22 protein-coding genes and 1 pseudogene are annotated in these 19,862 nt (G+C 67.8%); 6 read left to right on the top strand and 17 right to left on the bottom strand.

The genetic code is table 11. The features are described from left to right. Positions 1 to 134: 134 nt before the first annotated feature. On the bottom strand, positions 135 to 668 hold the full coding sequence (locus ACI766_RS26515) for a ferritin-like domain-containing protein (RefSeq protein ID WP_003095503.1): 534 nt from the start codon (positions 666 to 668) through the stop codon (positions 135 to 137). A 295-nt stretch (positions 669 to 963) separates the two neighbouring features. Between ACI766_RS26515 and ACI766_RS26510 the strand changes: the two genes are divergently transcribed. Then, a complete protein-coding gene (locus ACI766_RS26510) occupies positions 964 to 3,033 on the top strand; it encodes an AsmA family protein (RefSeq protein WP_087823873.1) in 2,070 nt (689 codons plus the stop codon). 1 nt (position 3,034) lies between these two features. Here the strand turns inward: ACI766_RS26510 and brlR are convergent, their stop codons facing one another. Beyond that, complete coding sequence (gene brlR, locus ACI766_RS26505) at positions 3,035 to 3,847, bottom strand: c-di-GMP-binding multidrug transporter transcriptional regulator BrlR (RefSeq protein ID WP_003095496.1); 813 nt, start codon at positions 3,845 to 3,847, stop codon at positions 3,035 to 3,037. A gap of 146 nt (positions 3,848 to 3,993) precedes the next feature. Here brlR and ACI766_RS26500 point away from each other — a divergent pair, with 146 nt between their 5' ends. Next, positions 3,994 to 4,401, top strand: a complete 408-nt coding sequence (locus ACI766_RS26500) for a Rho termination factor N-terminal domain-containing protein (RefSeq protein ID WP_003095492.1) — start codon at positions 3,994 to 3,996, stop codon at positions 4,399 to 4,401. Between the two features lie 43 nt (positions 4,402 to 4,444). On the opposite strand, the gene osmE is transcribed toward ACI766_RS26500, so the two are convergent. Together osmE and ACI766_RS26490 are read right to left on the bottom strand one after the other, a co-directional pair. Next, complete coding sequence (gene osmE, locus ACI766_RS26495; protein WP_003095488.1) at positions 4,445 to 4,789, bottom strand: osmotically-inducible lipoprotein OsmE; 345 nt, start codon at positions 4,787 to 4,789, stop codon at positions 4,445 to 4,447. Between the two features lie 88 nt (positions 4,790 to 4,877). Then, complete coding sequence (locus ACI766_RS26490; RefSeq protein WP_003095483.1) at positions 4,878 to 5,417, bottom strand: MOSC domain-containing protein; 540 nt, start codon at positions 5,415 to 5,417, stop codon at positions 4,878 to 4,880. 154 nt (positions 5,418 to 5,571) lie between these two features. On the opposite strand from ACI766_RS26490, the pseudogene ACI766_RS26485 reads away from it, so the two are divergent. Continuing rightward, a pseudogene (locus tag ACI766_RS26485) lies at positions 5,572 to 5,691 on the top strand (PsiF family protein); the annotation flags it as partial. A 27-nt stretch (positions 5,692 to 5,718) separates the two neighbouring features. Beyond that, a complete protein-coding gene (locus ACI766_RS26480; RefSeq protein WP_058133593.1) occupies positions 5,719 to 5,988 on the top strand; it encodes a PsiF family protein in 270 nt (89 codons plus the stop codon). Between the two features lie 174 nt (positions 5,989 to 6,162). Here the strand turns inward: ACI766_RS26480 and ACI766_RS26475 are convergent, their stop codons facing one another. Then, positions 6,163 to 7,428 carry an Hsp70 family protein gene (locus tag ACI766_RS26475; protein ID WP_003099398.1) on the bottom strand — a complete coding sequence of 422 codons (1,266 nt, stop codon included), beginning with the start codon at positions 7,426 to 7,428 and terminating at the stop codon, positions 6,163 to 6,165. Positions 7,429 to 7,635: 207 nt separating this feature from the next. On the opposite strand from ACI766_RS26475, the gene ACI766_RS26470 reads away from it, so the two are divergent. Beyond that, a complete protein-coding gene (locus ACI766_RS26470) occupies positions 7,636 to 8,499 on the top strand; it encodes an isocitrate lyase/PEP mutase family protein (protein ID WP_003121125.1) in 864 nt (287 codons plus the stop codon). A 91-nt stretch (positions 8,500 to 8,590) separates the two neighbouring features. Here the strand turns inward: ACI766_RS26470 and ACI766_RS26465 are convergent, their stop codons facing one another. Next, on the bottom strand, positions 8,591 to 9,205 hold the full coding sequence (locus tag ACI766_RS26465; RefSeq protein WP_078459239.1) for a hypothetical protein: 615 nt from the start codon (positions 9,203 to 9,205) through the stop codon (positions 8,591 to 8,593). Between the two features lie 125 nt (positions 9,206 to 9,330). On the opposite strand from ACI766_RS26465, the gene ACI766_RS26460 reads away from it, so the two are divergent. Further along, a complete protein-coding gene (locus tag ACI766_RS26460; RefSeq protein ID WP_003099395.1) occupies positions 9,331 to 9,597 on the top strand; it encodes a DksA/TraR family C4-type zinc finger protein in 267 nt (88 codons plus the stop codon). Positions 9,598 to 9,606: 9 nt separating this feature from the next. Here ACI766_RS26460 and ACI766_RS26455 read toward each other — a convergent pair whose 3' ends face one another. The 11 genes from ACI766_RS26455 to urtB all read right to left on the bottom strand — a co-directional run bounded on the left by ACI766_RS26455 (position 9,607) and on the right by urtB (position 19,756). Next, on the bottom strand, positions 9,607 to 10,974 hold the full coding sequence (locus ACI766_RS26455) for a hypothetical protein (RefSeq protein WP_003162684.1): 1,368 nt from the start codon (positions 10,972 to 10,974) through the stop codon (positions 9,607 to 9,609). A gap of 118 nt (positions 10,975 to 11,092) precedes the next feature. Continuing rightward, the gene (gene ureC / locus ACI766_RS26450; protein WP_003095453.1) at positions 11,093 to 12,793 is read right to left on the bottom strand and encodes an urease subunit alpha; all 1,701 of its coding nucleotides are present in this window, start codon (positions 12,791 to 12,793) and stop codon (positions 11,093 to 11,095) included. A gap of 68 nt (positions 12,794 to 12,861) precedes the next feature. Beyond that, a complete protein-coding gene (locus ACI766_RS26445) occupies positions 12,862 to 13,167 on the bottom strand; it encodes an urease subunit beta (RefSeq protein WP_003095450.1) in 306 nt (101 codons plus the stop codon). A gap of 16 nt (positions 13,168 to 13,183) precedes the next feature. Next, positions 13,184 to 13,702 carry an L-methionine sulfoximine N-acetyltransferase gene (locus ACI766_RS26440; protein WP_003121122.1) on the bottom strand — a complete coding sequence of 173 codons (519 nt, stop codon included), beginning with the start codon at positions 13,700 to 13,702 and terminating at the stop codon, positions 13,184 to 13,186. Between the two features lie 8 nt (positions 13,703 to 13,710). Further along, the gene (locus ACI766_RS26435) at positions 13,711 to 14,013 is read right to left on the bottom strand and encodes an urease subunit gamma (protein WP_003099389.1); all 303 of its coding nucleotides are present in this window, start codon (positions 14,011 to 14,013) and stop codon (positions 13,711 to 13,713) included. A gap of 1 nt (position 14,014) precedes the next feature. Beyond that, on the bottom strand, positions 14,015 to 14,857 hold the full coding sequence (locus tag ACI766_RS26430; protein ID WP_003121120.1) for an urease accessory protein UreD: 843 nt from the start codon (positions 14,855 to 14,857) through the stop codon (positions 14,015 to 14,017). A gap of 8 nt (positions 14,858 to 14,865) precedes the next feature. Next, entirely contained in the window at positions 14,866 to 15,318 is a 453-nt protein-coding gene (locus ACI766_RS26425; protein WP_003121119.1) for a GNAT family N-acetyltransferase, read from the bottom strand. Positions 15,319 to 15,401: 83 nt separating this feature from the next. Next, the gene (gene urtE, locus ACI766_RS26420) at positions 15,402 to 16,100 is read right to left on the bottom strand and encodes an urea ABC transporter ATP-binding subunit UrtE (RefSeq protein ID WP_003105134.1); all 699 of its coding nucleotides are present in this window, start codon (positions 16,098 to 16,100) and stop codon (positions 15,402 to 15,404) included. 136 nt (positions 16,101 to 16,236) lie between these two features. Beyond that, positions 16,237 to 17,094 carry an urea ABC transporter ATP-binding protein UrtD gene (urtD, locus tag ACI766_RS26415; RefSeq protein WP_003105136.1) on the bottom strand — a complete coding sequence of 286 codons (858 nt, stop codon included), beginning with the start codon at positions 17,092 to 17,094 and terminating at the stop codon, positions 16,237 to 16,239. Further along, positions 17,091 to 18,170 (bottom strand): urea ABC transporter permease subunit UrtC, encoded by a 1,080-nt coding sequence (gene urtC / locus ACI766_RS26410; protein ID WP_003112319.1) that lies wholly within the window; start codon positions 18,168 to 18,170, stop codon positions 17,091 to 17,093. Before urtC ends, urtD begins: the two co-directional genes overlap by 4 nt. Next, entirely contained in the window at positions 18,167 to 19,756 is a 1,590-nt protein-coding gene (gene urtB, locus ACI766_RS26405) for an urea ABC transporter permease subunit UrtB (RefSeq protein WP_087823872.1), read from the bottom strand. The genes urtC and urtB overlap by 4 nt, the downstream gene beginning before the upstream one ends. Positions 19,757 to 19,862 lie beyond the last annotated feature (106 nt).

Here is a 19,862-nt window from a genome sequence, read left to right as displayed (position 1 = left end):
ATTATTTTTGTGATTTCGAAGATTTCGTAAAGGATAGTTAGCTTTTCTCTATTTAATCGATAAATTGGATAAATAAGGCGAAAAGAAAAGCCGGCGCTGCGGGCGCCGGCTCTCGGACGGGTCTTGCTCTGGAGTCAGGCGAGGTCGTCGAGGATGTCGGCCATGTCGTCTGCGTGTTCTTCTTCCTGGGCCAGGATTTCCTCGAAAATGCGTCGGGTGGTGGGGTCGTCGTTACCGAGGTAGGTGATGATCTCGCGATAGCTGTCGATGGCGATGCGCTCGGCGATCAGGTTCTCGGTGACCATGTCCTTCAGGGTCTTGCCTTCGACGTATTCGGCATGGGAGCGCTCCTCCAGGCCGCGCGGATTGAAGTCCGGCTCGCCGCCCAGTTGCATGATGCGCTCGGCCAACTGGTCGGCATGCTGCATTTCCTGGTTGGCGTGCTCGAGGAACTCGGCGGCGGCGATGCTCGCCTTAAGGCCGGTGGCCATGAAGTAGTGGCGCTTGTAGCGCAGGAAGCAGACCAGCTCGGTGGCGAGCGCTTCGTTGAGCAGGCGCAGGACGGTCTGGCGATCGGCCGAATAGCCTTCGGTGACCGCGCCTTCCTGGATGTTCTTGCGGGCACGGTCGCGAAGGGTCTGGACGTCCGTCAGTTGAACGGTGGTCATCGGTTTTCTCCTTGAGGCTGATCCGGTGAAAAGGGCCGGCTCTGCGGCCGGCTTTTTCTGCTTACCTAAGGTGTGAGTCCCACGCGGTCGAAAAAGTTTTATCGACCCGCCGCCGAACTGGCCTTTTGCCTGAAATGCGTGGGACGGGGAGCAATGCCGGCGTTTCGCCGGTCCTAACGGAACGGGCCGGCGTATTTGCGCTGGCGAGTCCATGGGCCAGCCTGCACACTGACGGGCTGAGCGAGGCGCGCTGCCGCGCCTGCCCGACAACCGACGCGGCGAAAAGGAGTTGTGCATGACGCGCGGCCGAAAGATCCTGACCTGGAGCCTCGCCAGCCTGGTCCTGCTGCTGGCGGCGTTGGTGGTGTTCATCGCCACCTTCGACTGGAACCTGATCAAGCCCACCCTCAACGAAAAGGTCTCGGCGGCGCTGAACCGCCCGTTCGCCATCAACGGCAACCTCGCCGTGGCCTGGCGCCGCGAGGAGGGCGAGGAAGGCTGGCGCGCCTGGATCCCCTGGCCGCGCTTCAGCGCCGAGGACATCACCCTCGGCAACCCGGAGTGGACGGCGGGCAAGACCAAGGCGAGCGAGTTCGCCAGCCTGGAACGCATCGAATTCCGCCTCGCGCCGTTGCCGTTGCTCTGGCAGACCATCCGCATTCCACAGATCAAGCTGACCCAGCCGCGCGCCGAGCTCCTGCGCCTGGCCGACGGCCGCGCCAATTGGGATTTCGACCTGCCTGCCAGCGACAGCGACGAGCCGTCCGCCTGGCAACTGGACATCCGCGAGATCGGTTTCGACAAGGGTAGCGTCAGCCTCGACGACCAGCGTTTGAAGACCCGTCTGGAAGTGCTGGTCGACCCGCTCGGCAAGCCGGTGCCGTTCGGTCAGTTGGCCGGCAAGGCGCTGGCCACGGGCGATGCGGCGAACGCCCAGGACTATGTGTTCGGCTGGAAGGTCAAGGGCACCTACAAGGGCCAGGCTCTGGCCGGCTCGGGCAAGGTCGGCGGGATGCTGGCGTTGCAGGATGCGAGCAAGCCCTTCCCGCTACAGGCCGAGGTCAGTGCCGGCAGCACCCGTGCCGCGGTGGTCGGCACCCTGACCGACCCGCTCAACCTCGGCGCCCTCGACCTGCGCCTGAAGCTGTCCGGGACCAGCATGGCCAATCTCTATCCGCTGACCGGCATCACCCTGCCGGACACCCCGGCCTACTCCACCGACGGTCACCTGCTGGCGTGGCTCAAGGAGGAGGGCGGCGCACTGTTCCGCTACGAGAACTTCAACGGCAAGGTCGGCGCCAGCGACCTGCACGGCAGCCTGACCTTCGTCGCTCGCCAGCCTAGGCCGAAGCTGTCCGGCAAGCTGACCTCCGAGCAACTGCGCTTCGCCGACCTCGGCCCGCTGATCGGCGCCGACAGCAATGCCGAAAAACAGAAGCGCGGGCAGACCAGCCGCCAGCCGGGCGACAAGGTGCTGCCGGTGGAGGAATTCCGTACCGAGCGCTGGCGCGACATGGACGCCGACGTGGAATTCACCGGCAAGCGTATCGTCCACAGCGACCAGTTGCCGATCAGCGACCTCTATACCCATCTGGTGCTCAACGACGGCCTGCTGCGCCTGGAGCCCCTGCGCTTCGGCGTGGCCGGCGGCAAGCTGGAGTCGGACATCCGCCTGGACGGCGGCAAGCAGCCGATGCAGAGCCGAGTGAAGATGAGCGCGCGGGGCTTCAAGCTGAAACAGTTGTTCCCCGGCTTCGCGCCGATGCAGACCAGCTTCGGCGAGCTGAACGGCGACGCCAGTCTCAGCGGCAGCGGCAATTCGGTGGCGAAGATCCTCGGTGGCGCCGATGGCGAACTGAAGATGCTGATCAACGACGGTGCGATCAGCAAAGGCCTGACCGAAATCGCCGGCCTCAATGTCGGAAACTACCTGGTGACCAAGCTGTTCGGCGACGACGAGGTGAAGATCAACTGCGCGGCCGCCGACTTCGGCCTGCAGAAGGGCCTGATGACCAGCCGGCTGTTCGTCTTCGACACCGAGAACGCGCTGGTCAACGTCGACGGCACGGTGAACTTCGCCAACGAAAAGCTCGATCTCGATGTCACCCCGCACAGCAAGGGCTTGCGGATCTTCTCGCTGCGCTCGCCGCTGTACGTGCGCGGCACCTTCGCCAAGCCCGACGCCGGGGTCCATGCCGGGCCGCTGGTGGCGCGCGGCGCGGGAATGATAGCCCTCGGCGTGACGGTGGGCCCGGCGGCCAGCCTGCTGGCGCTGGTGGCGCCGAGCAAAAGCGACGACAACCAGTGCACCGCGCTGCTGCAGCGCATGCGCTTGCCAGCCAAGGTGCCGGCCGGCAAGCGCTGATTCAGTAGATGGGGATATACAGGTCGACTTGCGAGTTCGGATCCAGCGGTCCGCGGAAACGCTGGTCGTAGTATTCGAAGTCGACCCCCGCCTTGGGCTCCAGGCCGCGTTCGGCGAGCAGGTGGCTGTAGATCGCCTGGAAGCTCTCGGCGATCTGCGGCGCCGTGCCCTTGTGGGTGAACACCGCGTACTTCTGCGCTGGCACCTGGAAGCGCACCATGCCCTCCGGCACCGGCCAGCCCTCCTGCACCTCGAAGCCGGCGACGTAGTGGAATTCGCCGTTGGGCTGCTGCGCGCAGATGCCATAGGAGACCTCGGGATCGTGCTTGCCGGCGATCTCGTGCTCGCGCGGGATGAAGCGTTCCCAGAGCTGGCCGATGGTGTCGCCGGGGGCGCTGCCGAAGTATTCCATGCCCACCACGCTGAAGGCGGGACGTTCGACGATTCGTGCATGCATGTTGCGGATCCTCCAGTGGGCGAGCGTCGCCAGGGTTCGGTCGAGTTCCGCCAGCAGGCGCTGGCGGGCGCTGATCTCTTCGCGCAGGGTGTGCTGGTGTCGTTGCAGGAAATGCCGCAGGCGTTGCGGGTCGTCCAGCGCGCCATCGCGTTTCAGGCGGTCGATGGCTTCCAGCGGAACGTCCAGCCGGCGCAGCGCGAGTATGCGCGAGAGCTGCTCGATCTGTTCCGGCTGGTAGTAGCGGTAGCCGTTGTCGCTACCGGTGCGCGCGGGGACGAACAGGCCGATGGCATCGTAGTGGCGAAGCGTCTTGGTGGAGATCTCGAAGATTCGCGCCAGTTGGCCGATGGTGAGCATTTCCGGTTCCTGCTGCGGGATACCGGCAGACTACGGATTGCCCCTGGGGCAAGGTCAAGGGGTTTGTGCCGGTGCGCACTTTCTCTGAACGTCCGTCGTCGCCTCCCGGTCCCAACAGTGAACCCATCGCAAAGGGAGATATCCCCATGCCCCGTGGCGACAAGAGCAAGTACAGCGACAAGCAGCAGCGCAAGGCCGAGCACATCGAGGAGAGCTACAAGGCCAAGGGTGTGAGCGAATCGGAAGCCGAGGCACGCGCCTGGGCGACGGTGAACAAGCAGTCCGGCGGCGGCGAGCGCAAGGGCGGTTCCGGCCGCGCCAAGAGCGAGACGGCCAAGCGCGCCGACCGCAAGGACTCGGCCCATCGCGCCGCCCAGGCCCGCTCAGGGAGACCGGCCAACCGCGGCTCGGCGAGCCGTGGCAAACGTCAAGGCAGCACCTCGGTGAGCGAGATGACCCGCGAGGAATTGATGCAGCTGGCGCGCAAGCGCGACATCCGCGGTCGTTCGACGATGCGCAAGGCCGAACTGATCGAGGCCCTGTCCCGGGCCTGAACGCAGACGCCCCGCCTCCGTAAGGAAGCGGGGCGTCGAGCCGTCAGGGGCGGGCGTCGCGCTCGTGGCGGTCCAGCTCGGAGCAGCTCAGGAAGCCCGAGCCGTCGACCTTGCCGCTGCCGTCGAAACTGACGTAGAACGGCTGCTGCTGGCCGTCCTTGTTGAGGATGTAGCTGTTGCAGCTCCCCGGTTTCATCAGGCGCTTCTGGGTGCCGGAAGGCGTGCCGCCGATGCGCAGGACTTCCTGCTGGCTCATGCCTTTCTCGACATCCTTGACCAGCGGTTCGTTGCGGAAGGTGATGTAGTTGACCGGGTTCTGCACCTTGGTCGACGCGCAGCCGGCCAGGGTTGCCATCACGAACAGTGCCGCCAGTGACTGCTTGTACATGCTGTGACTCCTTGTGGTTGAGCGGTGCTTGCCAACATTGGAACGCAGGCCCTCGCGCAGAGTTCGCCCGGAATCGCGGCGGATTGCCTCAGACCTTCTCCAGGGCCCGGTGCGGCAAGGGGGGCAGCTGGATATCGATGGCGTCGCCGGGGCGAACCTCGCCGTCTTCCAGGACGATCGCCATCACCCCGGCCTTGCGAATCAGGTTGCCCTGTTCGTCGCGGCCGAGCACGGCGGCGGTCAGTCCGGGCTGGTAGTTGTCCAGCTGCGAGCAGGGATTGCGCAGGCCGGTCAGCTCGACCAGGGCGCTTTCCCCCAGGCGCAGGCGGGTGCCGGTGGGCAGGCCGAGCAGGTCGACGCCACGGGTGGTGATGTTCTCGCCCATGGTCCCCGGGCCGATGGCGAAGCCGCTGGCGCGTAGCTCGTCGTGCAGTTCCTCGTGGATCAGGTGGACCTGGCGCAGGTTCGGCTGGGTCGGGTCCTGCCGCACCCGCGAGCGGTGCTTCACGGTGACGCCGTGGTGGGCGTCGCCCTCGACGCCGAGGCCTTTCAGGAGGCGGATGGCGGGACGCACCTGCTTGCTGAACGCGTGGGTGGCGCAGAGGCTCACCGCGATGACCTGTTGCATGGAACTCCTCCTCGTGCGAGGCGTCAGTCTAGCCGCGAAACATGACGCTTGTCGCAAGCGCACAGGACGCGTTCCCAGCCCCTGCAAAGCCCGCCGCAGTCGCTAGACTTCAGCGCACCTGCATGCGAACGTGCAGCCCTTCAAGGAGAGTTCGATGAATATCCTGCGTATCCCGATGTTCGTATTGGCCATGGCCGTCTCGGCCCATGGTTTCGCTGCCACCGCGCAGCAGGAGAAGATGACCGCCTGCAACGCCGAGGCCACCACCAAGGCGCTCAAGGGCGACGAACGCAAGGCGTTCATGAGCGGCTGCCTGAAGGCCGGCGCGCCTGCCGGCGGCAAGGCCACCGCCCAGCAGGAGAAGATGAAGAGCTGCAACGCCGACGCCAGTGCCAAGTCGCTCAAGGGCGACGAACGCAAGGCGTTCATGAGCAGTTGCCTGAAGGCCGGCGGCAGCGCCAAGGCGGCGACCCAGCAGGAGAAGATGAAGACCTGCAACGCCGATGCCACCGCCAAGGCGCTCAAGGGCGACGAACGCAAGGCGTTCATGAGCACCTGCCTGAAGAAGTGAGCCCCACCCTCGTCGGGCTCGGTGTGGCGGCGGATAACGCCTGTGGCGCTATCCGCCCTGCGGACGGGTGTGGCGTGGTCTTGGCGTAGGGCGAATAACCGCTCGCGGTTATCCGCCATGGCGGGCCCGGTGTGACCTTATCCCCCTATAGGGCAGGGGCGCGGCCAGGGCGGCTCAGCCGTAGCGCTTCTTCGCCTCGATGGCCAGGCCACTGCCGATGCTGCCGAACAGGTTGCCCTCGACATGACGGGCGTTGGGCAGCATCGCCGAGACGCTCCGGCGCAGCGCCGGAATGCCGCTCGAACCGCCGGTGAAGAACACCGTGTCGACCCGGTCCGGGTCGACCCCGGCCGAGGCCAGCAGTTGCGCGACGCTGTTGCGCACGCGCTCCAGCAGTCCGTCGACGGCGTTCTCGAACAGCCCACGGGTCAGCTCCACGCCGAGCCCGGCCTCGATGCGCTCCAGCGAGAGGTGCAGGCGCTCGGTTTCGGTCAGGCGGATCTTGCTGTCTTCCACCTGCATCGCCAGCCAGTGCCCGGCGCGTTCCTCGATGAGCCTGAAGAGGCGGTCGATGCCGGTGCTGTCGACGATGTCGTAGCGCATGTTCTTCAGCGCCAATTGCGACTTCTGCGCGTACACCGCGTTGATGGTGTGCCAGGTGGCCAGGTTCAGGTGGTAGCTGGTGGGCATGAAGGCGTCGCTCTTCATCCGGCTGCCGTAGCCGAACAGCGGCATCACGCCTTCCAGGCTGAGCTGCTTGTCGAAGTCGGTACCGCCGATGTGCACGCCGCCGGTGGCCAGGATGTCGTCCTGGCGCTCGGCCAGGTTGCGCCGCTCCGGCGCCAGGCGCACCAGGGAGAAGTCCGAGGTGCCGCCGCCGATGTCGACGATCAGGACCAGTTCCTCGCGCTGGATGCAGCGCTCGTAGTCGAAGGCCGCGGCGATCGGTTCGTACTGGAAGGAAACCTCCTTGAAGCCGAGCTTGTTGGCCACCTGCACCAGGGTGTCCTGGGCCTCGCGGTCGGCCTCCGGGTCGTCGTCGACGAAGAACACCGGGCGACCCAGCACCACCGCGTCGAAGGCTTGCCCGGCGGCGGCCTCGCCGCGCGCCTTGAGCTGGCCGATGAACAGGCCGAGCAGGTCCTTGAACGGCAGGGCGCTGCCGAGCACGGTGGTCTCGCTCTTCAGCAGCTTGGAGCCCAGCAGGCTCTTCAGCGAGCGCATCAGCCGGCCCTCGTAGCCCTCCAGGTACTCGCCGAGCGCCTGGCGGCCGTAGACCGGGCGGCGCTCCTCGACGTTGAAGAACACCACCGAGGGCAGGGTGATCTTGCCGTCCTCCAGCTCGATCAGCGGTTCGACCTCCGGCCGCCACCAGCCGACGGTGGAGTTGGAGGTGCCAAAATCGATGCCCAGGGCGCGGGCGGCGGTGCTCGGGTTCATGGCGCGAAACGGTCCGGGAAAAAAACGGCCGCGCAGTGTATGCGAGAGCGTCGTAGATTTCACCGCCGGCGATCGGCAGGAAGCGTCCTGGGACGTCCGTGCGGGCCGCCCCGACCTTTGTATACGGATTTGCCAAGGGGCCTGCGCATGGTGCTATGTTGGCGCTGCTTTCCCACTCCGTCTTGCCGTGTTGTCCTGGATTTCGCCATGCATAGAGCCTCACACCATGAGTTGCGTGCGATGTTTCGCGCGCTGTTGGACTCCTCCCGTTGCTACCACACCGCTTCCGTGTTCGATCCCATGTCGGCGCGTATCGCCGCCGACCTCGGCTTCGAGTGCGGCATCCTCGGCGGTTCGGTGGCTTCCCTGCAGGTCCTGGCGGCGCCGGACTTCGCCCTGATCACCCTCAGCGAATTCGTCGAGCAGGCCACCCGCATCGGCCGGGTGGCGCGCCTGCCGGTGATCGCCGACGCCGACCACGGCTACGGCAACGCGCTGAACGTGATGCGTACGGTGGTCGAACTGGAGCGCGCCGGAATCGCCGCGCTGACCATCGAGGACACCCTGCTGCCGGCGCAGTTCGGGCGCAAGTCCACCGACCTGATCTGCGTCGAGGAAGGCGTCGGCAAGATCCGCGCGGCCCTGGAGGCGAGGGTCGACCCGGCGTTGACCATCATTGCCCGGACCAACGCCGAACTGATCGACGTCGATGCGGTGATCCAGCGCACCCTGGCCTACCAGGAAGCCGGCGCCGATGGCATCTGCCTGGTCGGCGTGCGCGACTTCGCCCACCTCGAGGCGATCGCCGAGCACCTGCACATCCCGCTGATGCTGGTCACCTACGGTAATCCGCAACTGCGCGACGACGCCCGCCTGGCGCGGCTCGGCGTGCGTGTCGTGGTCAACGGCCACGCCGCCTATTTCGCCGCGATCAAGGCGACCTACGACTGCCTGCGCGAGGAGCGCGGTGCGGTGGCCTCGGACCTGACCGCCTCGGAGCTGTCGAAGAAGTACACCTTCCCCGAGGAATACCAGGCCTGGGCCCGCGACTACATGGAAGTCAAAGAGTAGGCGACCTCAGGCCAGGCCCATGTTGCGCTGCCGCGCCTGCAGGTCGGCGGCGCCCGCCAATGCGCAGAAGGTCGCAGGGCGACAGTCTGGTTCAGGATCGCCCGGAGCGCTCGCGTCGCTTGCGTTCGCGGTAGGCGGCCTGGTTGGCCAGGCGCCGCTGCGCCGAACCGGGGCGGTTGGTCGACTGGGCGCGGTACAGGCGCTGGGCGTAGACCAGTTCCATGTAGCGTTGCATCGCCCGGCTGTTGAACAGCAGCCAGGCACAGGCGCCGCCGCCGAGCGCCACCAGGCCCGACGTCTCGCCGCTGGCCAGGCGCAGCAGGAGCCCGGTGGCGACCAGCAGCAGGCTGGCGTCGCGGGCCAGGCGCGGGCCGAGGCTGGCGCCACGGGAGAGCAGGGCGATCAGCCACAGCCAGGCCGCCAGCAGCGGCAGGGCGGAGAGCCAGCCCAGCGGCCGCAAAGGAGCCTCCGGCAATGCCAGGCGCAGCGCGGCAAGACCCAGCGGCGCGGCACCGAGCAGCAGCGCCAGGCTGCCGAGCAGCGGTGCGTAGAGACCGGGATGACGGCGCGGATACAGGCCGTGCAGTTGCCGGACGCTATAGCGGTCCTCCGGCGCCGGCAGGGCGAACGGATCGCCGGCGAGCGCGGCGTCGAGCTGGCGGCCCTGGTCGATCAGGTGGGCGAGGCGGCGGAACGGTCCCATTATGCGGTGTACCTCCAGGCTTGGCTGGCGATTGTGCCACGCCAGGCCGATGGTCGCGCCGCCCTTGCAAAGCCGCGGGCGAACGCCCATATCTGGAGGTTCCAGGGTTTCAGCCAGAGGAGTCAGTCATGGCCAGCGGGTGGGCGAACGACGGTGCGGTGCAGGAACAGATCGACAGCACGATCGAGGATGCCATCGCTCGTGCGCGCAGCCAGTTGCCTCGTGGCGAGAGCCTGACCCATTGCGAAGAGTGCGACGCGACTATCCCCGAGGCGCGGCGCCGGGCGATTCCCGGCGTGCGCCTGTGCGTCAACTGCCAGGCCGAGCACGACAGGGAACAGGCGAAGTTCAGCGGCTACAACCGCCGCGGCAGCAAGGACAGCCAGTTGCGCTGAAGGCCTGCCTCAGTTTTCCCGATAGCGTTCCTTCACCCATTGCTCCACCGGCGACAGGGTGCGCATTCCCACGCCCAGCGGATCGTCCATGTCATGCTGGCTGGAGGCGGTCCAGCGCGGGTCGATGAAGGACCAGGCCAGGCCCGCCGGGCCCTGGTCGCGGTAGGTGCCGAAAACGTCGTTGAGGCCCAGCGGCTCCGCGTTGCGCAGCCATTGCCCGTTGAAGCTGTCGCCGTTGATGGTGCGGTCCGAGATCCAGCGACCGTCGTCGTAATGGAAAGCCATCACTCGCCAGCGATGCTCGCACCAGTGGCAGGCGTCGTCGTCGACGTAGAAGGCTTCGACGAAGATTTTCTTCCCGCCGATGTCGAGGAAGGTCGAGTAATCGTCGGTATGGCGCGGGGCCAGGGTCAGTCGGCTGCCGTCGCCGAGGTCGATGAAGCGATCGGGGGCGTAGGGCGAGCGCGGCGAAAGGCTCATCAGGACCCTGGCGTAGTCGTCCCGCTGCGGCGGGTCGGCGACCAGTGCCTGGCGCTCCGCGGCGGTCAGCGCGAAGCGCTCGCTGCCTCGGCCGACCACGTCTTCCAGCTGACGCTGGTCGCGTGGCAGGGTGCCGTCGAGGCCGGCGTACAGGTTGACCGCCTGGATGAACCGGGCGACGTCGATGTCGAGCATTTCCGGATAGCCGGAATGGGCGGTCAGCGCGCCGTCCTTCAGGTCGTAGATCACCGACCAGCGCGTCCCTCCCGAACCGCCGGCGTAGGACAGGTAGCCCAGGCGCAGTTCGTCGCGGCCGTCGCCGTCGTAGTCGGCGACTTCCATTTGGCTGAGGCTGAACAGCTGGGGGAAGGCATAATCGGTTTCGAACTGCTCGCGCGGTTTCCGCTTCGCGTCCGGATCGAAGGGGACCAACTGGATCTTCCGGTATTCCCGGAGGCTCAGCTCGACCATGTTCTTCTGGATATCCAGGAACGGGGAGAGGTTGAGCAGCGAGGAGAGGAGGCCGGGTTCGGCGATGTAGAACACCTTCACCAGCGGCAGGTTGGTCCGTCCCTGGTTCCGCTCCAGGCGCTCGATGACCTGGTCGTCCATGGCGAAGGCCTTGCCGACGAAGCGCCGATTGCCGTAGGCGACCAGGAATTTCTCGCCGAAGCCGAGCAGGTCGGCGCCCTTGATCTCCACCTCGTAGTCCGCCGGAAAGCGCGCGAGGATGGCTTGGCGCAGCATCACGTCCTTCTTGCTGATGGGAATCTCGCCGTACTGGTAGAGCTGGTAGGTCCAGTAGAGGAAGTAGCTCACCACGACGATGGCCGTTGCCTGGAAGGCCTTGGCCAGATACGGGGTGGAAGCGTTGCGGGACGATTGGCGGGAGGACATGGACGGACTGCCGGCGGCTACGGGTAGGCGCCATTGTCGCCGCTAGCGCCGACAAGCCAAGCTGTCCGAACGGAGCGGTCGACGTCCCGGCGTGGCGCCGGGACCCGTCGCGTGGGAATCAGAACAGGAAATAGCGCTGCGCCATCGGCAGCACGTCCGCCGGTTCGCACCAGAGCAACTGGCCGTCGGCGCGTACCTGGTAGTTCTGTGCGTCGACCTCGATGGTCGGTAGGTAGCCGTTGTGGATCAGGTCGGTCTTCTGCACACCGCGACAGCCGCTGACCACGCCGATGGCCTTGCGCAGGCCGAGCTGCTGCGGTACGCCGGCGGCGAAGGCGGCCTGGCTGACGAAGGTCAGGCTGGTCGCGTGACGGCTGCCGGCGTAGCTGGCGAACATCGGTCGGTAGTGCACCGGCTGCGGCGTGGGGATCGAGCCGTTGATGTCGCCCATCAGGCTGGCGGCGATGGCCCCGCCCTTGAGGATCAGGCTCGGCTTGACGCCGAAGAAGGCCGGGCGCCAGAGCACCAGGTCGGCCCACTTGCCGGCTTCGACGGAGCCCACTTCATGGCTGATGCCGTGGGTGATCGCCGGGTTGATGGTGTACTTGGCGATGTAGCGCCTGGCGCGGAAGTTGTCGTTGCGCGCACCGTCGCCGTCGAGGCGGCCGCGCTGGCGCTTCATCTTGTCGGCGGTCTGCCAGGTGCGCGTGATCACTTCGCCGACCCGGCCCATGGCCTGGCTGTCGGAGCTGATCATGCTGAACGCGCCGAGGTCGTGGAGGATGTCCTCGGCGGCGATGGTCTCGCGGCGGATGCGCGACTCGGCGAAGGCCACGTCCTCGGCGATGGCCGGGTCGAGGTGGTGGCAGACCATCAGCATGTCCAGGTGCTCGTCGATGGTATTGCGGGTGAACGGCCGTGTCGGGTTGGTCGAGCTGGGCAGCACGTTGGCGAAGCCGCAGGCCTTGATGATGTCCGGTGCGTGGCCGCCACCGGCGCCCTCGGTGTGGTAGGTGTGGATGGTGCGGCCCTTGAAGGCGCCGAGGGTGGTCTCGACGAAGCCGGATTCGTTGAGGGTGTCGGTGTGGATCGCCACCTGGATGTCGTGGCGCTCGGCGACCTCCAGGCAGTTGTCGATCGCCGCCGGGGTGCTGCCCCAGTCCTCGTGCAGCTTCAGGCCGATGGCGCCGGCGAGCACCTGCTCCTCCAGCGGCAGCGGCAGGCTGGCGTTGCCCTTGCCGGTGAAGCCGATGTTCATCGGGAAGGCGTCGGCGGCCTGGAGCATCCGCGCCATGTGCCAGGGACCGGAGGTGCAGGTGGTGGCGTTGGTCCCGGCGGCGGGGCCGGTGCCGCCGCCGATCATGGTGGTGACCCCGCTCATCAGCGCCTCTTCGATCTGCTGCGGGCAGATGAAGTGGATGTGCGTGTCGATGCCGCCGGCGGTGAGGATCATGCCCTCGCCGGCGATCACCTCGGTGCCGGCGCCGATGGCGATGTTCACCCCGGGCTGGATGTCCGGGTTGCCGGCCTTGCCGATGGCCTGGATGCGCCCGTCCTTGAGACCGACGTCGGCCTTGACCACGCCCCAGTGGTCGAGGATCAGCGCATTGGTGATCACCGTGTCGACCACCTGCGCCGCGCCCAGCTGGCTCTGGCCCATGCCGTCGCGGATGACCTTGCCGCCGCCGAACTTCACTTCCTCGCCATAGACGGTGAAGTCCCGTTCCACCTCGAGCCACAGGTCGGTGTCGGCCAGGCGCACGCGGTCGCCGACGGTGGGGCCGAACATGTCGGCGTAGGCTTGTCTGCTGATTTTCATCGAACGCTCCTTTGGCGATCGTCGGTGTTCGCTGTCTTTCCTCGGACCTGGCCAGTTGGGAATGGGCCCTAGAGGTCCCCCATCACCCGCCCGGCGAAGCCGTATACCCGCCGTCCGCCGCCGATTTCCACCAGCTCCACCTCGCGGCTCTGCCCCGGTTCGAAGCGCACCGCGGTGCCGGCGGCGATGTTCAGGCGCATGCCACGGGTGGCCGGACGGTCGAAGGCGAGGGCGTCGTTGACCTCGAAGAAGTGGTAGTGCGAGCCGACCTGGATCGGCCGGTCGCCGGTGTTCGCCACGCTCAGGGCGAGGGTGCGGCGGCCGGCGTTGAGTTCGATATCGCCGGGCTGGATGTCGTATTCACCGGGGATCATGGGGGCTCCTTGGGGCTCAGGGCGCGCTGCGCGTCGGGTCGAGGTTTAGTTGCATGAAGGTCAGGTCGAGCCAGCGGCCGAACTTCTGGCCCACCTGCGGCATCTGCCCGCTGATCTCGAAGCCGAGGCGCCGGTGCAGGCCGATCGAGGCGGCATTGCCGCTTTCGATGGCGGCCACCATGACGTGCAGTCCCTGGGCCCGCGCACGTTCGATCAGCGCCTGTAGCAGTTGCACGCCGAGGCCTTTGCCGCGCTGGTCGTCGCGCACGTAGACGGAGTGCTCGACGGTGCCGCGGAAGCCCTCGAAGGGTCGCCAGTCGCCGTAGGAGGCGTAGCCGAGCACTTCGCCGGCGGCGTCGCTTGCCACCAGGATCGGGTGGCCCTGGCGGGCGCGGGTGTCGAACCAGGCCTGGCGGTTGGCCAGGTCCACCGGGGTTTCGTTCCAGATCGCCGTGGTATTGCCCACGGCGTCGTTGTAGATGGCGAGGATGCCGGGCAGGTCGGCGACGCCGGCGTCGCGGATCGAAGCGCTCATGGCCGGCCTCAGGCGATGGGCTGGTGGACGGTCACCAGCTTGGTGCCGTCGGGGAAGGTGGCCTCCACCTGGATGTCCGGGATCATCTCCGGCACGCCCTCCATCACCTGCTCGCGGTTCAGCAGGGTGGTGCCGTAGTGCATCAGCTCGGCGACGCTGCGGCCGTCGCGCGCGCCCTCCAGCAGGGCGGCCGAGATCAGCGCCACCGCCTCCGGGTAGTTCAGCTTGAGACCGCGTGCCAGCCGGCGCTCGGCGAGCAGGCCGGCGGTGAAGATCAGCAGCTTGTCTTTCTCGCGAGGGGACAAGTCCATCTCAGGTACTCCAGATGCGTGGGGGAACGGCCTCGCGGCCGAGCAGCGCCGGCCGCAGCAGGCGCCAGAGTTCGATCAGCCAGGCACGCGCGTGCAGCGCCTCGTCGGCCAGGCAGCGCGCCACCAGCAGGCCGCCGGGCAACTGGCTGAGGTTGCCGCGGCCGGCGCAGGGGAGCGCGCGGCAGCGTTGCAGCAGGTCGGTGTCGATCTCGCCGCTGGCGACCAGGGTCGCCAGCACCGGATGCCCGGCGAGGCCGATCGGCGAGTCGAGCAGGCGGTCGCCGCCGTCGATGCGCTGGCGCTCGTGCCAGAGCAGGCGGTCGTCGCGACGGATGTCCAGGGCCGCGACGAAGTGGCCGCTGACGAAGCGCTCGCCGCTGGCCGGGCGGCCGAGCGCGACCATGTCCCAGTAGAACAGGCGGGCGTCGCCGCGCAGCTGGATACGGGTTTCCAGTTCGGCCTGGGCGCCGGCGAAGACGATGCTTTCCTGCGGCAGCCATTCCAGGGTGGCGCCGGGCTCCAGGTGGATCTCCAGGGTCTGCCGCGACGGGCAGGCGGCGCGGTACCACTTGGCCGCGCCGGGGCTGGTGAGCTGGGCCCAGGCGCGTTCGCCGAGGCGCACGTCGAAGGCCAGGCTGTCGCCGCCGGCGATGCCGCCGGGCGGATGCACGAGGATGTGCTGGCAGACTTCCGGGCCTTCGGCGTAGAGGTGCTTCTGCACCCGCAGCGGTCCGGAGTGGCGCCGCGTCACCGGGCGGGTGGCGTCGCCGGCGCGGGCGTAGGCCAGCTCCAGTTGGGCGTGCCAGGCGGGGTGGAAGCTCAGGTCGGGGAGGGCGGCGGTCATCGGTCGGGTCAGGCCAGGGCCTTGCGCATGAACACGCGGCGGAATCCCTCTTCCTGGCGGCGTTCGTATTCGAGGTAGCCGACCCTGGCGTAGAGCTCGATGTTTTCCGTCATCCGCTCATTGGTGTAGAGGTACAGCGAGCGGTAGCCGAGGCTCGTTGCGTCGCGCTCGGCACGCTCCAGCAGTTGTCGGCCGATGCCCTGGCCCTTGCATTCGGGAAGCACGGCGAGGTTGTCGACGAGGAAGCCGTCGGCGGTTTCCCGCGTCACCAGCAGGCCGACCGGCTGGCCGTCGTGCTCGGCGATGAGGACCCGGTCGCTGGCGATCACCTCGTGGTAGTCCTGGGTCATCGGCCAGGGCTTGCGGCCGATCACCGCGATCCACGGGGCATAGGCGGCGGCGACGCAGAGCGCGGCGAAGCCCGCGTCGGCCTGGACGGCCGGGCGCAGAGTGACGGTCATTTCGACCTCCTGCGGAAAGACGAGGGCATAGAGATTGCCAGCGCAGGCCCCGGTTGCGCCAGCGGCAGTGTGTCCCAGTCCGTTCAAATCGCCACCAGCCCGCGCACGCCCTCGCTCTCCATGTCGCGGCCGCGGCCCTGCTGGACGATCTCGCCGCGCGCCATCACCAGGTATTGGTCGGCCAGTTCGGCGGCGAAGTCGTAGAACTGCTCGACCAGCAGGATCGCCATGTCGCCGCGCGCCGCCAGGCTGCGGACGACCGTGCCGATCTCCTTGATCACCGAAGGCTGGATGCCTTCCGTGGGTTCGTCGAGGATCAGCAGTCGCGGCTGGCTGGCCAGGGCGCGGCCGATCGCCAGTTGCTGCTGCTGGCCGCCGGAGAGGTCGCCGCCGCGGCGCTGTTTCATTTCGCGCAGGACCGGGAACAGCTCGTAGATGAAGTCCGGCACCGCCCGGGCGTCCCTGGCGCTGAAACGGGACAGTCCCATCAGCAGGTTCTCTTCCACCGTCAGCCGGGGGAAGATTTCCCGTCCCTGCGGCACGTAGGCGATCCCGGCGCGGACCCGCTGGTGCGGCCTGAGTCCGGTGAGCGAACGGCCTTCCCAGGCGACCTGGCCCTCGCGGGCCGGGACCAGGCCCATCAGGCAGCGCAGCAGGGTGGTCTTGCCCACCCCGTTGCGACCGAGCAGGCAGGTCACCTCGCCCACCTTCGCCTCGAAGCTCAGGCCACGGAGGATATGGCTACCGCCGTAGTACTGGTGGAGCTTGTCGACTTGCAGCATGGTTCTCTTCCATTTGTCCCGTGATGGTTCTTCACTGCGATTCCCAACCTGGCTCGGCGGATAACCGCGAGCGGTCATTCGCCCTACGCGACGGGCGCCACTTGGCAGGCGCTACCCGCCGAGCGGATGGCTGGCGTCAGCGACCGAGGTAGACCTCGATCACCTGTTCGTCGGCCTGTACCTCCGCCAGCGAGCCTTCGGCCAGCACGTGGCCCTGGTGCAGCACGGTGACATGGTCGGCGATGCTGCCGACGAAACCCATGTCGTGCTCCACCACCATCAGCGAGTGCTTGCGCGCCAGGGACTTGAACAGCTCGGCGGTGAATTCGGTCTCGGCATCGGTCATGCCCGCCACCGGCTCGTCGAGCAGCAGCAACTGCGGTTCCTGCACCAGCAGCATGCCGATCTCGAGGAACTGCTTCTGGCCGTGGGACAGCAAACCCGCCGGACGCTGCCGCGACTCCAGCAGGCGGATGGTGGCGAGCACCTCCTCGATGCGTTCCCTCTGCGTGCCGTCGAGCCGCGCGCGCAGGCTGGCCCACACCGACTTGTCGGCCCTCTGCGCCAGTTCGAGGTTCTCGAACACGCTCAGGGCCTCGAACACCGTAGGCTTCTGGAACTTGCGACCGATCCCGGCCTGGGCGATCTGCACCTCGCTCATGCGGGTCAGGTCGAGGGTGTCGCCGAAATACGCGGTACCGCTCTGCGGGCGGGTCTTGCCGGTGATCACGTCCATCAGGGTGGTCTTGCCGGCGCCGTTGGGGCCGATGATGCAGCGCAATTCGCCGACGCCGATGTACAGGGTCAGGTCGCGCAGGGCCTTGAAGCCGTCGAAGCTGACGTTGATGTCTTCCAGGCTGAGGATGGTGCCGTGGCGCGCGTCCAGCCGGCCGCTGGTGGCGGCGCCCAGGCCGATGGCGTCGCGGCCGCTGCCGGCGGTATCGAGGCCGGGGTGGAAGGCCGGTTCGAGCATCAGGTGCGGGGTGGTCCTCATTGCTCCTTCTCCTTGCGCAGCAGGCCGAGCAGGCCGCGCGGCAGGTACAGGGTGACGACGATGAACAGCGCGCCGAGGAAGAACAGCCAGTATTCCGGGAAGGCCACGGTGAACCAGCTCTTCGCGCCGTTCACCACGCCGGCGCCGAGCAGCGGGCCGAGCAGGGTGCCGCGTCCGCCGAGGGCGACCCAGACGGCGGCCTCGATGGAGTTGGTCGGCGACATCTCGCTGGGGTTGATGATCCCCACCTGTGGCACGAACAGCGCGCCGGCGAGGCCGCAGAGCACCGCGCTCAGGGTCCAGACGAAGAGCTTGTAGCCGCGCGGGTCGTAGCCGCAGAACATCAGGCGGTTCTCGGCGTCGCGCAGCGCGGTGAGGACCCGGCCGAACTTGCTTCGCGCCAGGCGCCAGCCGAGCAGCAGGCTGGCCGCGAGCAGCGCGACGGTGGCGAGGAACAGGGCGGCGCGGGTGCCCGGCGCGGTGATCGGGAAGCCGAGGATGCTGCGGAAGTCGGTGAAGCCGTTGTTGCCTCCGAAACCGGTCTCGTTGCGGAAGAACAGCAGCATGCCGGCGAAGGTCAGGGCCTGGGTCATGATCGAGAAGTACACGCCGCGGATCCGCGAGCGGAAGGCGAAGTAGCCGAAGGCGAAGGCCAGCGCGCCGGGCACCAGCACCACCAGGCACAGCGCCCAGAGGAAGTGCTGGGTGCCGGCCCAGTACCAGGGCAGTTCGTTCCAGGAAAGGAAGGTCATGAACGCCGGCAGGCTGTCGCCGGAGGCCTGGCGCATCAGGTACATGCCCATGGCGTAGCCGCCGAGGGCGAAGAACAGCCCGTGGCCGAGGGACAGCAGGCCGGCGTAGCCCCAGACCAGGTCGAGGGCGAGGGCGACGATGGCGTAGCAGAGGATCTTGCCGGTCAGGGTCAGGCTGTAGGCCGAGAGGTGCAGCGCGCTGTCCGCCGGCAGCAGGTGCAGCAGCGGCATGACCAGCAGCGTGGCGAAGGCTGCGCCGAGCGCGATAGCGGTGACGCGGCCGCCGGCCCGGCGGGCGAGGGTGACGGTGAGTGGCTGGTTCAATCGATGACCCTCCCTTTCAGGGCGAACAGTCCCTGCGGGCGTTTCTGGATGAACAGGACGATCAGCGCGAGGATCAGGATCTTGCCCAGCACCGCGCCGATCTGCGGTTCGAGGATCTTGTTCGCCACGCCGAGGCCGAAGGCGGCGAGGACGCTGCCGGCGAGCTGGCCGACGCCGCCGAGCACCACCACCAGGAAGGAGTCGATGATGTAGCCCTGGCCGAGGTCCGGGCCGACGTTGCCGACCTGCGACAGGGCTACCCCGCCGAGCCCGGCGATGCCCGAGCCGAGACCGAAGGCGAGCATGTCCACGCGCCCTGTGGGCACCCCGCAGCAGGCCGCCATGTTGCGGTTCTGGGTCACCGCGCGGACGTTCAGGCCGAGCCGCGTGCGGTTCAGCAGCAGCCAGGTGAGGAGCAGCACGAACAGGGCGAAGCCGATGATGACGATGCGGTTCCACGGCAGCACCAGGTTCGGCAGCACCTGGATGCCGCCGGACAGCCAGGCCGGGTTGGCTACCTCGACGTTCTGCGCGCCGAACAGCATCCGCACCAGTTGGATCAGCACCAGGCTGATGCCCCAGGTGGCGAGCAGGGTTTCCAGCGGCCGGCCGTAGAGATGGCGGATCACCGTGCGCTCCAGGGCCATGCCGATGGCGGCGCTGACGCAGAACGCCACCGGTAGCGCCAGCAACGGGTAGAGCGCCAGCCATTCCGGCGCCAGGCGCTGGAACAGCAGTTGCACCACGTAGGTGGAGTAGGCGCCGAGCATGAGCATTTCGCCGTGGGCCATGTTGATCACCCCGAGCAGGCCGTAGGTGATCGCCAGGCCGAGCGCCGCGAGCAGCAGGATCGAGCCCAGCGACAGGCCACTGAAGGCCTGGCCGAGCAGGTCGCCGACCAGCAGCCGGCGCTTGACCTGGGCCAGGCTGGTGGCGGCGGTGATGCGCACGCCTTCCTCCGGTTCCACCGCCGGGTCGAGCAGGTTCTCCAGGCGGGTTCGCGCCAGCGGATCGCCGGACTCGCCGAGCAGGCGCACGGCGGAAAGGCGTAGCGCCGGGTCGGGATCGCCGAGTTGCAGGTTGGCCAGGGCCAGGCCGAGGGCTTCCTTCACGCCAGCGTCGCTCTCGATCCGCAGGCGCGCTTCGAGCAGCGGCCGTTGCGCGGCCTTGGCGGTTTTCTGCAACTGCTGCGCGGCGGCCTGCCGCAGCGGCACTTCGTTGGCCACCAACTGGTGGCTGGCCAGGGCGGTGTTGAGCAGGCCGCGCAGGCGATTGTTCAGGCGCAGCGGCTTCGGCTCGCCGTCCGGCAGGGCGTCGCCTTCGGCGGCCTGGAAACGCTGGTCGGCGCCGAGGATGAATGGCTGCTGGCGGCTGTCCAGCGCAATGCGGTTGTGGCGCAGCGCTTCGAGAAAGGCCAGGCGATCGGCGTCGGGCGTCGCCGCCCAGTGTTCGAGCAGGTGGGCGCGACCGCCGTTGTCGGCAGCGGCGAAGTCCTGCGCCGGTCCGGCGTAGGCCGTCACCGCGAGAAGGGCGGCCAGGACCAGGACACAGGCATGGAGCGGGCGGGTGAGGAGGGCAAGGGGCATGCTGGGGTTCCTGGGCGACGTGCGGTATGGCCGGTCCCCCGCTCTCTCCCTGAAGGACGAGGGGGCCGTTAGGCGCGCGACCGGGGCGTTCCCGTTCCGTTCAGGG

This window comes from Pseudomonas sp. DL (assembly GCF_047199225.1).
Classification (GTDB): Bacteria; Pseudomonadota; Gammaproteobacteria; order Pseudomonadales; family Pseudomonadaceae; genus Pseudomonas; species Pseudomonas aeruginosa.
This window is presented reverse-complemented; position numbering and strand designations above follow the sequence as displayed.

Coding starts and splice junctions, on each gene's coding strand:
- ACI766_RS26470 (WP_003121125.1), top strand. CDS start 7,636: ATGCATAGAGCCTCACACCATGAGTTGCGTGCGATGTTTCGCGCGCTG.
- urtB (WP_087823872.1), bottom strand. CDS start 19,756: ATGCCCCTTGCCCTCCTCACCCGCCCGCTCCATGCCTGTGTCCTGGTC.
- ACI766_RS26480 (WP_058133593.1), top strand. CDS start 5,719: ATGAGCGGCTGCCTGAAGGCCGGCGCGCCTGCCGGCGGCAAGGCCACC.
- ACI766_RS26445 (WP_003095450.1), bottom strand. CDS start 13,167: ATGATCCCCGGTGAATACGACATCCAGCCCGGCGATATCGAACTCAAC.
- ACI766_RS26515 (WP_003095503.1), bottom strand. CDS start 668: ATGACCACCGTTCAACTGACGGACGTCCAGACCCTTCGCGACCGTGCC.
- ACI766_RS26435 (WP_003099389.1), bottom strand. CDS start 14,013: ATGGACTTGTCCCCTCGCGAGAAAGACAAGCTGCTGATCTTCACCGCC.
- ACI766_RS26440 (WP_003121122.1), bottom strand. CDS start 13,702: ATGAGCGCTTCGATCCGCGACGCCGGCGTCGCCGACCTGCCCGGCATC.
- ACI766_RS26490 (WP_003095483.1), bottom strand. CDS start 5,417: ATGCAACAGGTCATCGCGGTGAGCCTCTGCGCCACCCACGCGTTCAGC.
- ACI766_RS26510 (WP_087823873.1), top strand. CDS start 964: ATGACGCGCGGCCGAAAGATCCTGACCTGGAGCCTCGCCAGCCTGGTC.
- brlR (WP_003095496.1), bottom strand. CDS start 3,847: ATGCTCACCATCGGCCAACTGGCGCGAATCTTCGAGATCTCCACCAAG.
- ACI766_RS26500 (WP_003095492.1), top strand. CDS start 3,994: ATGCCCCGTGGCGACAAGAGCAAGTACAGCGACAAGCAGCAGCGCAAG.
- ACI766_RS26430 (WP_003121120.1), bottom strand. CDS start 14,857: ATGACCGCCGCCCTCCCCGACCTGAGCTTCCACCCCGCCTGGCACGCC.
- ACI766_RS26425 (WP_003121119.1), bottom strand. CDS start 15,318: ATGACCGTCACTCTGCGCCCGGCCGTCCAGGCCGACGCGGGCTTCGCC.
- ACI766_RS26475 (WP_003099398.1), bottom strand. CDS start 7,428: ATGAACCCGAGCACCGCCGCCCGCGCCCTGGGCATCGATTTTGGCACC.
- urtD (WP_003105136.1), bottom strand. CDS start 17,094: ATGAGGACCACCCCGCACCTGATGCTCGAACCGGCCTTCCACCCCGGC.
- ureC (WP_003095453.1), bottom strand. CDS start 12,793: ATGAAAATCAGCAGACAAGCCTACGCCGACATGTTCGGCCCCACCGTC.
- ACI766_RS26455 (WP_003162684.1), bottom strand. CDS start 10,974: ATGTCCTCCCGCCAATCGTCCCGCAACGCTTCCACCCCGTATCTGGCC.
- osmE (WP_003095488.1), bottom strand. CDS start 4,789: ATGTACAAGCAGTCACTGGCGGCACTGTTCGTGATGGCAACCCTGGCC.
- ACI766_RS26460 (WP_003099395.1), top strand. CDS start 9,331: ATGGCCAGCGGGTGGGCGAACGACGGTGCGGTGCAGGAACAGATCGAC.
- urtE (WP_003105134.1), bottom strand. CDS start 16,100: ATGCTGCAAGTCGACAAGCTCCACCAGTACTACGGCGGTAGCCATATC.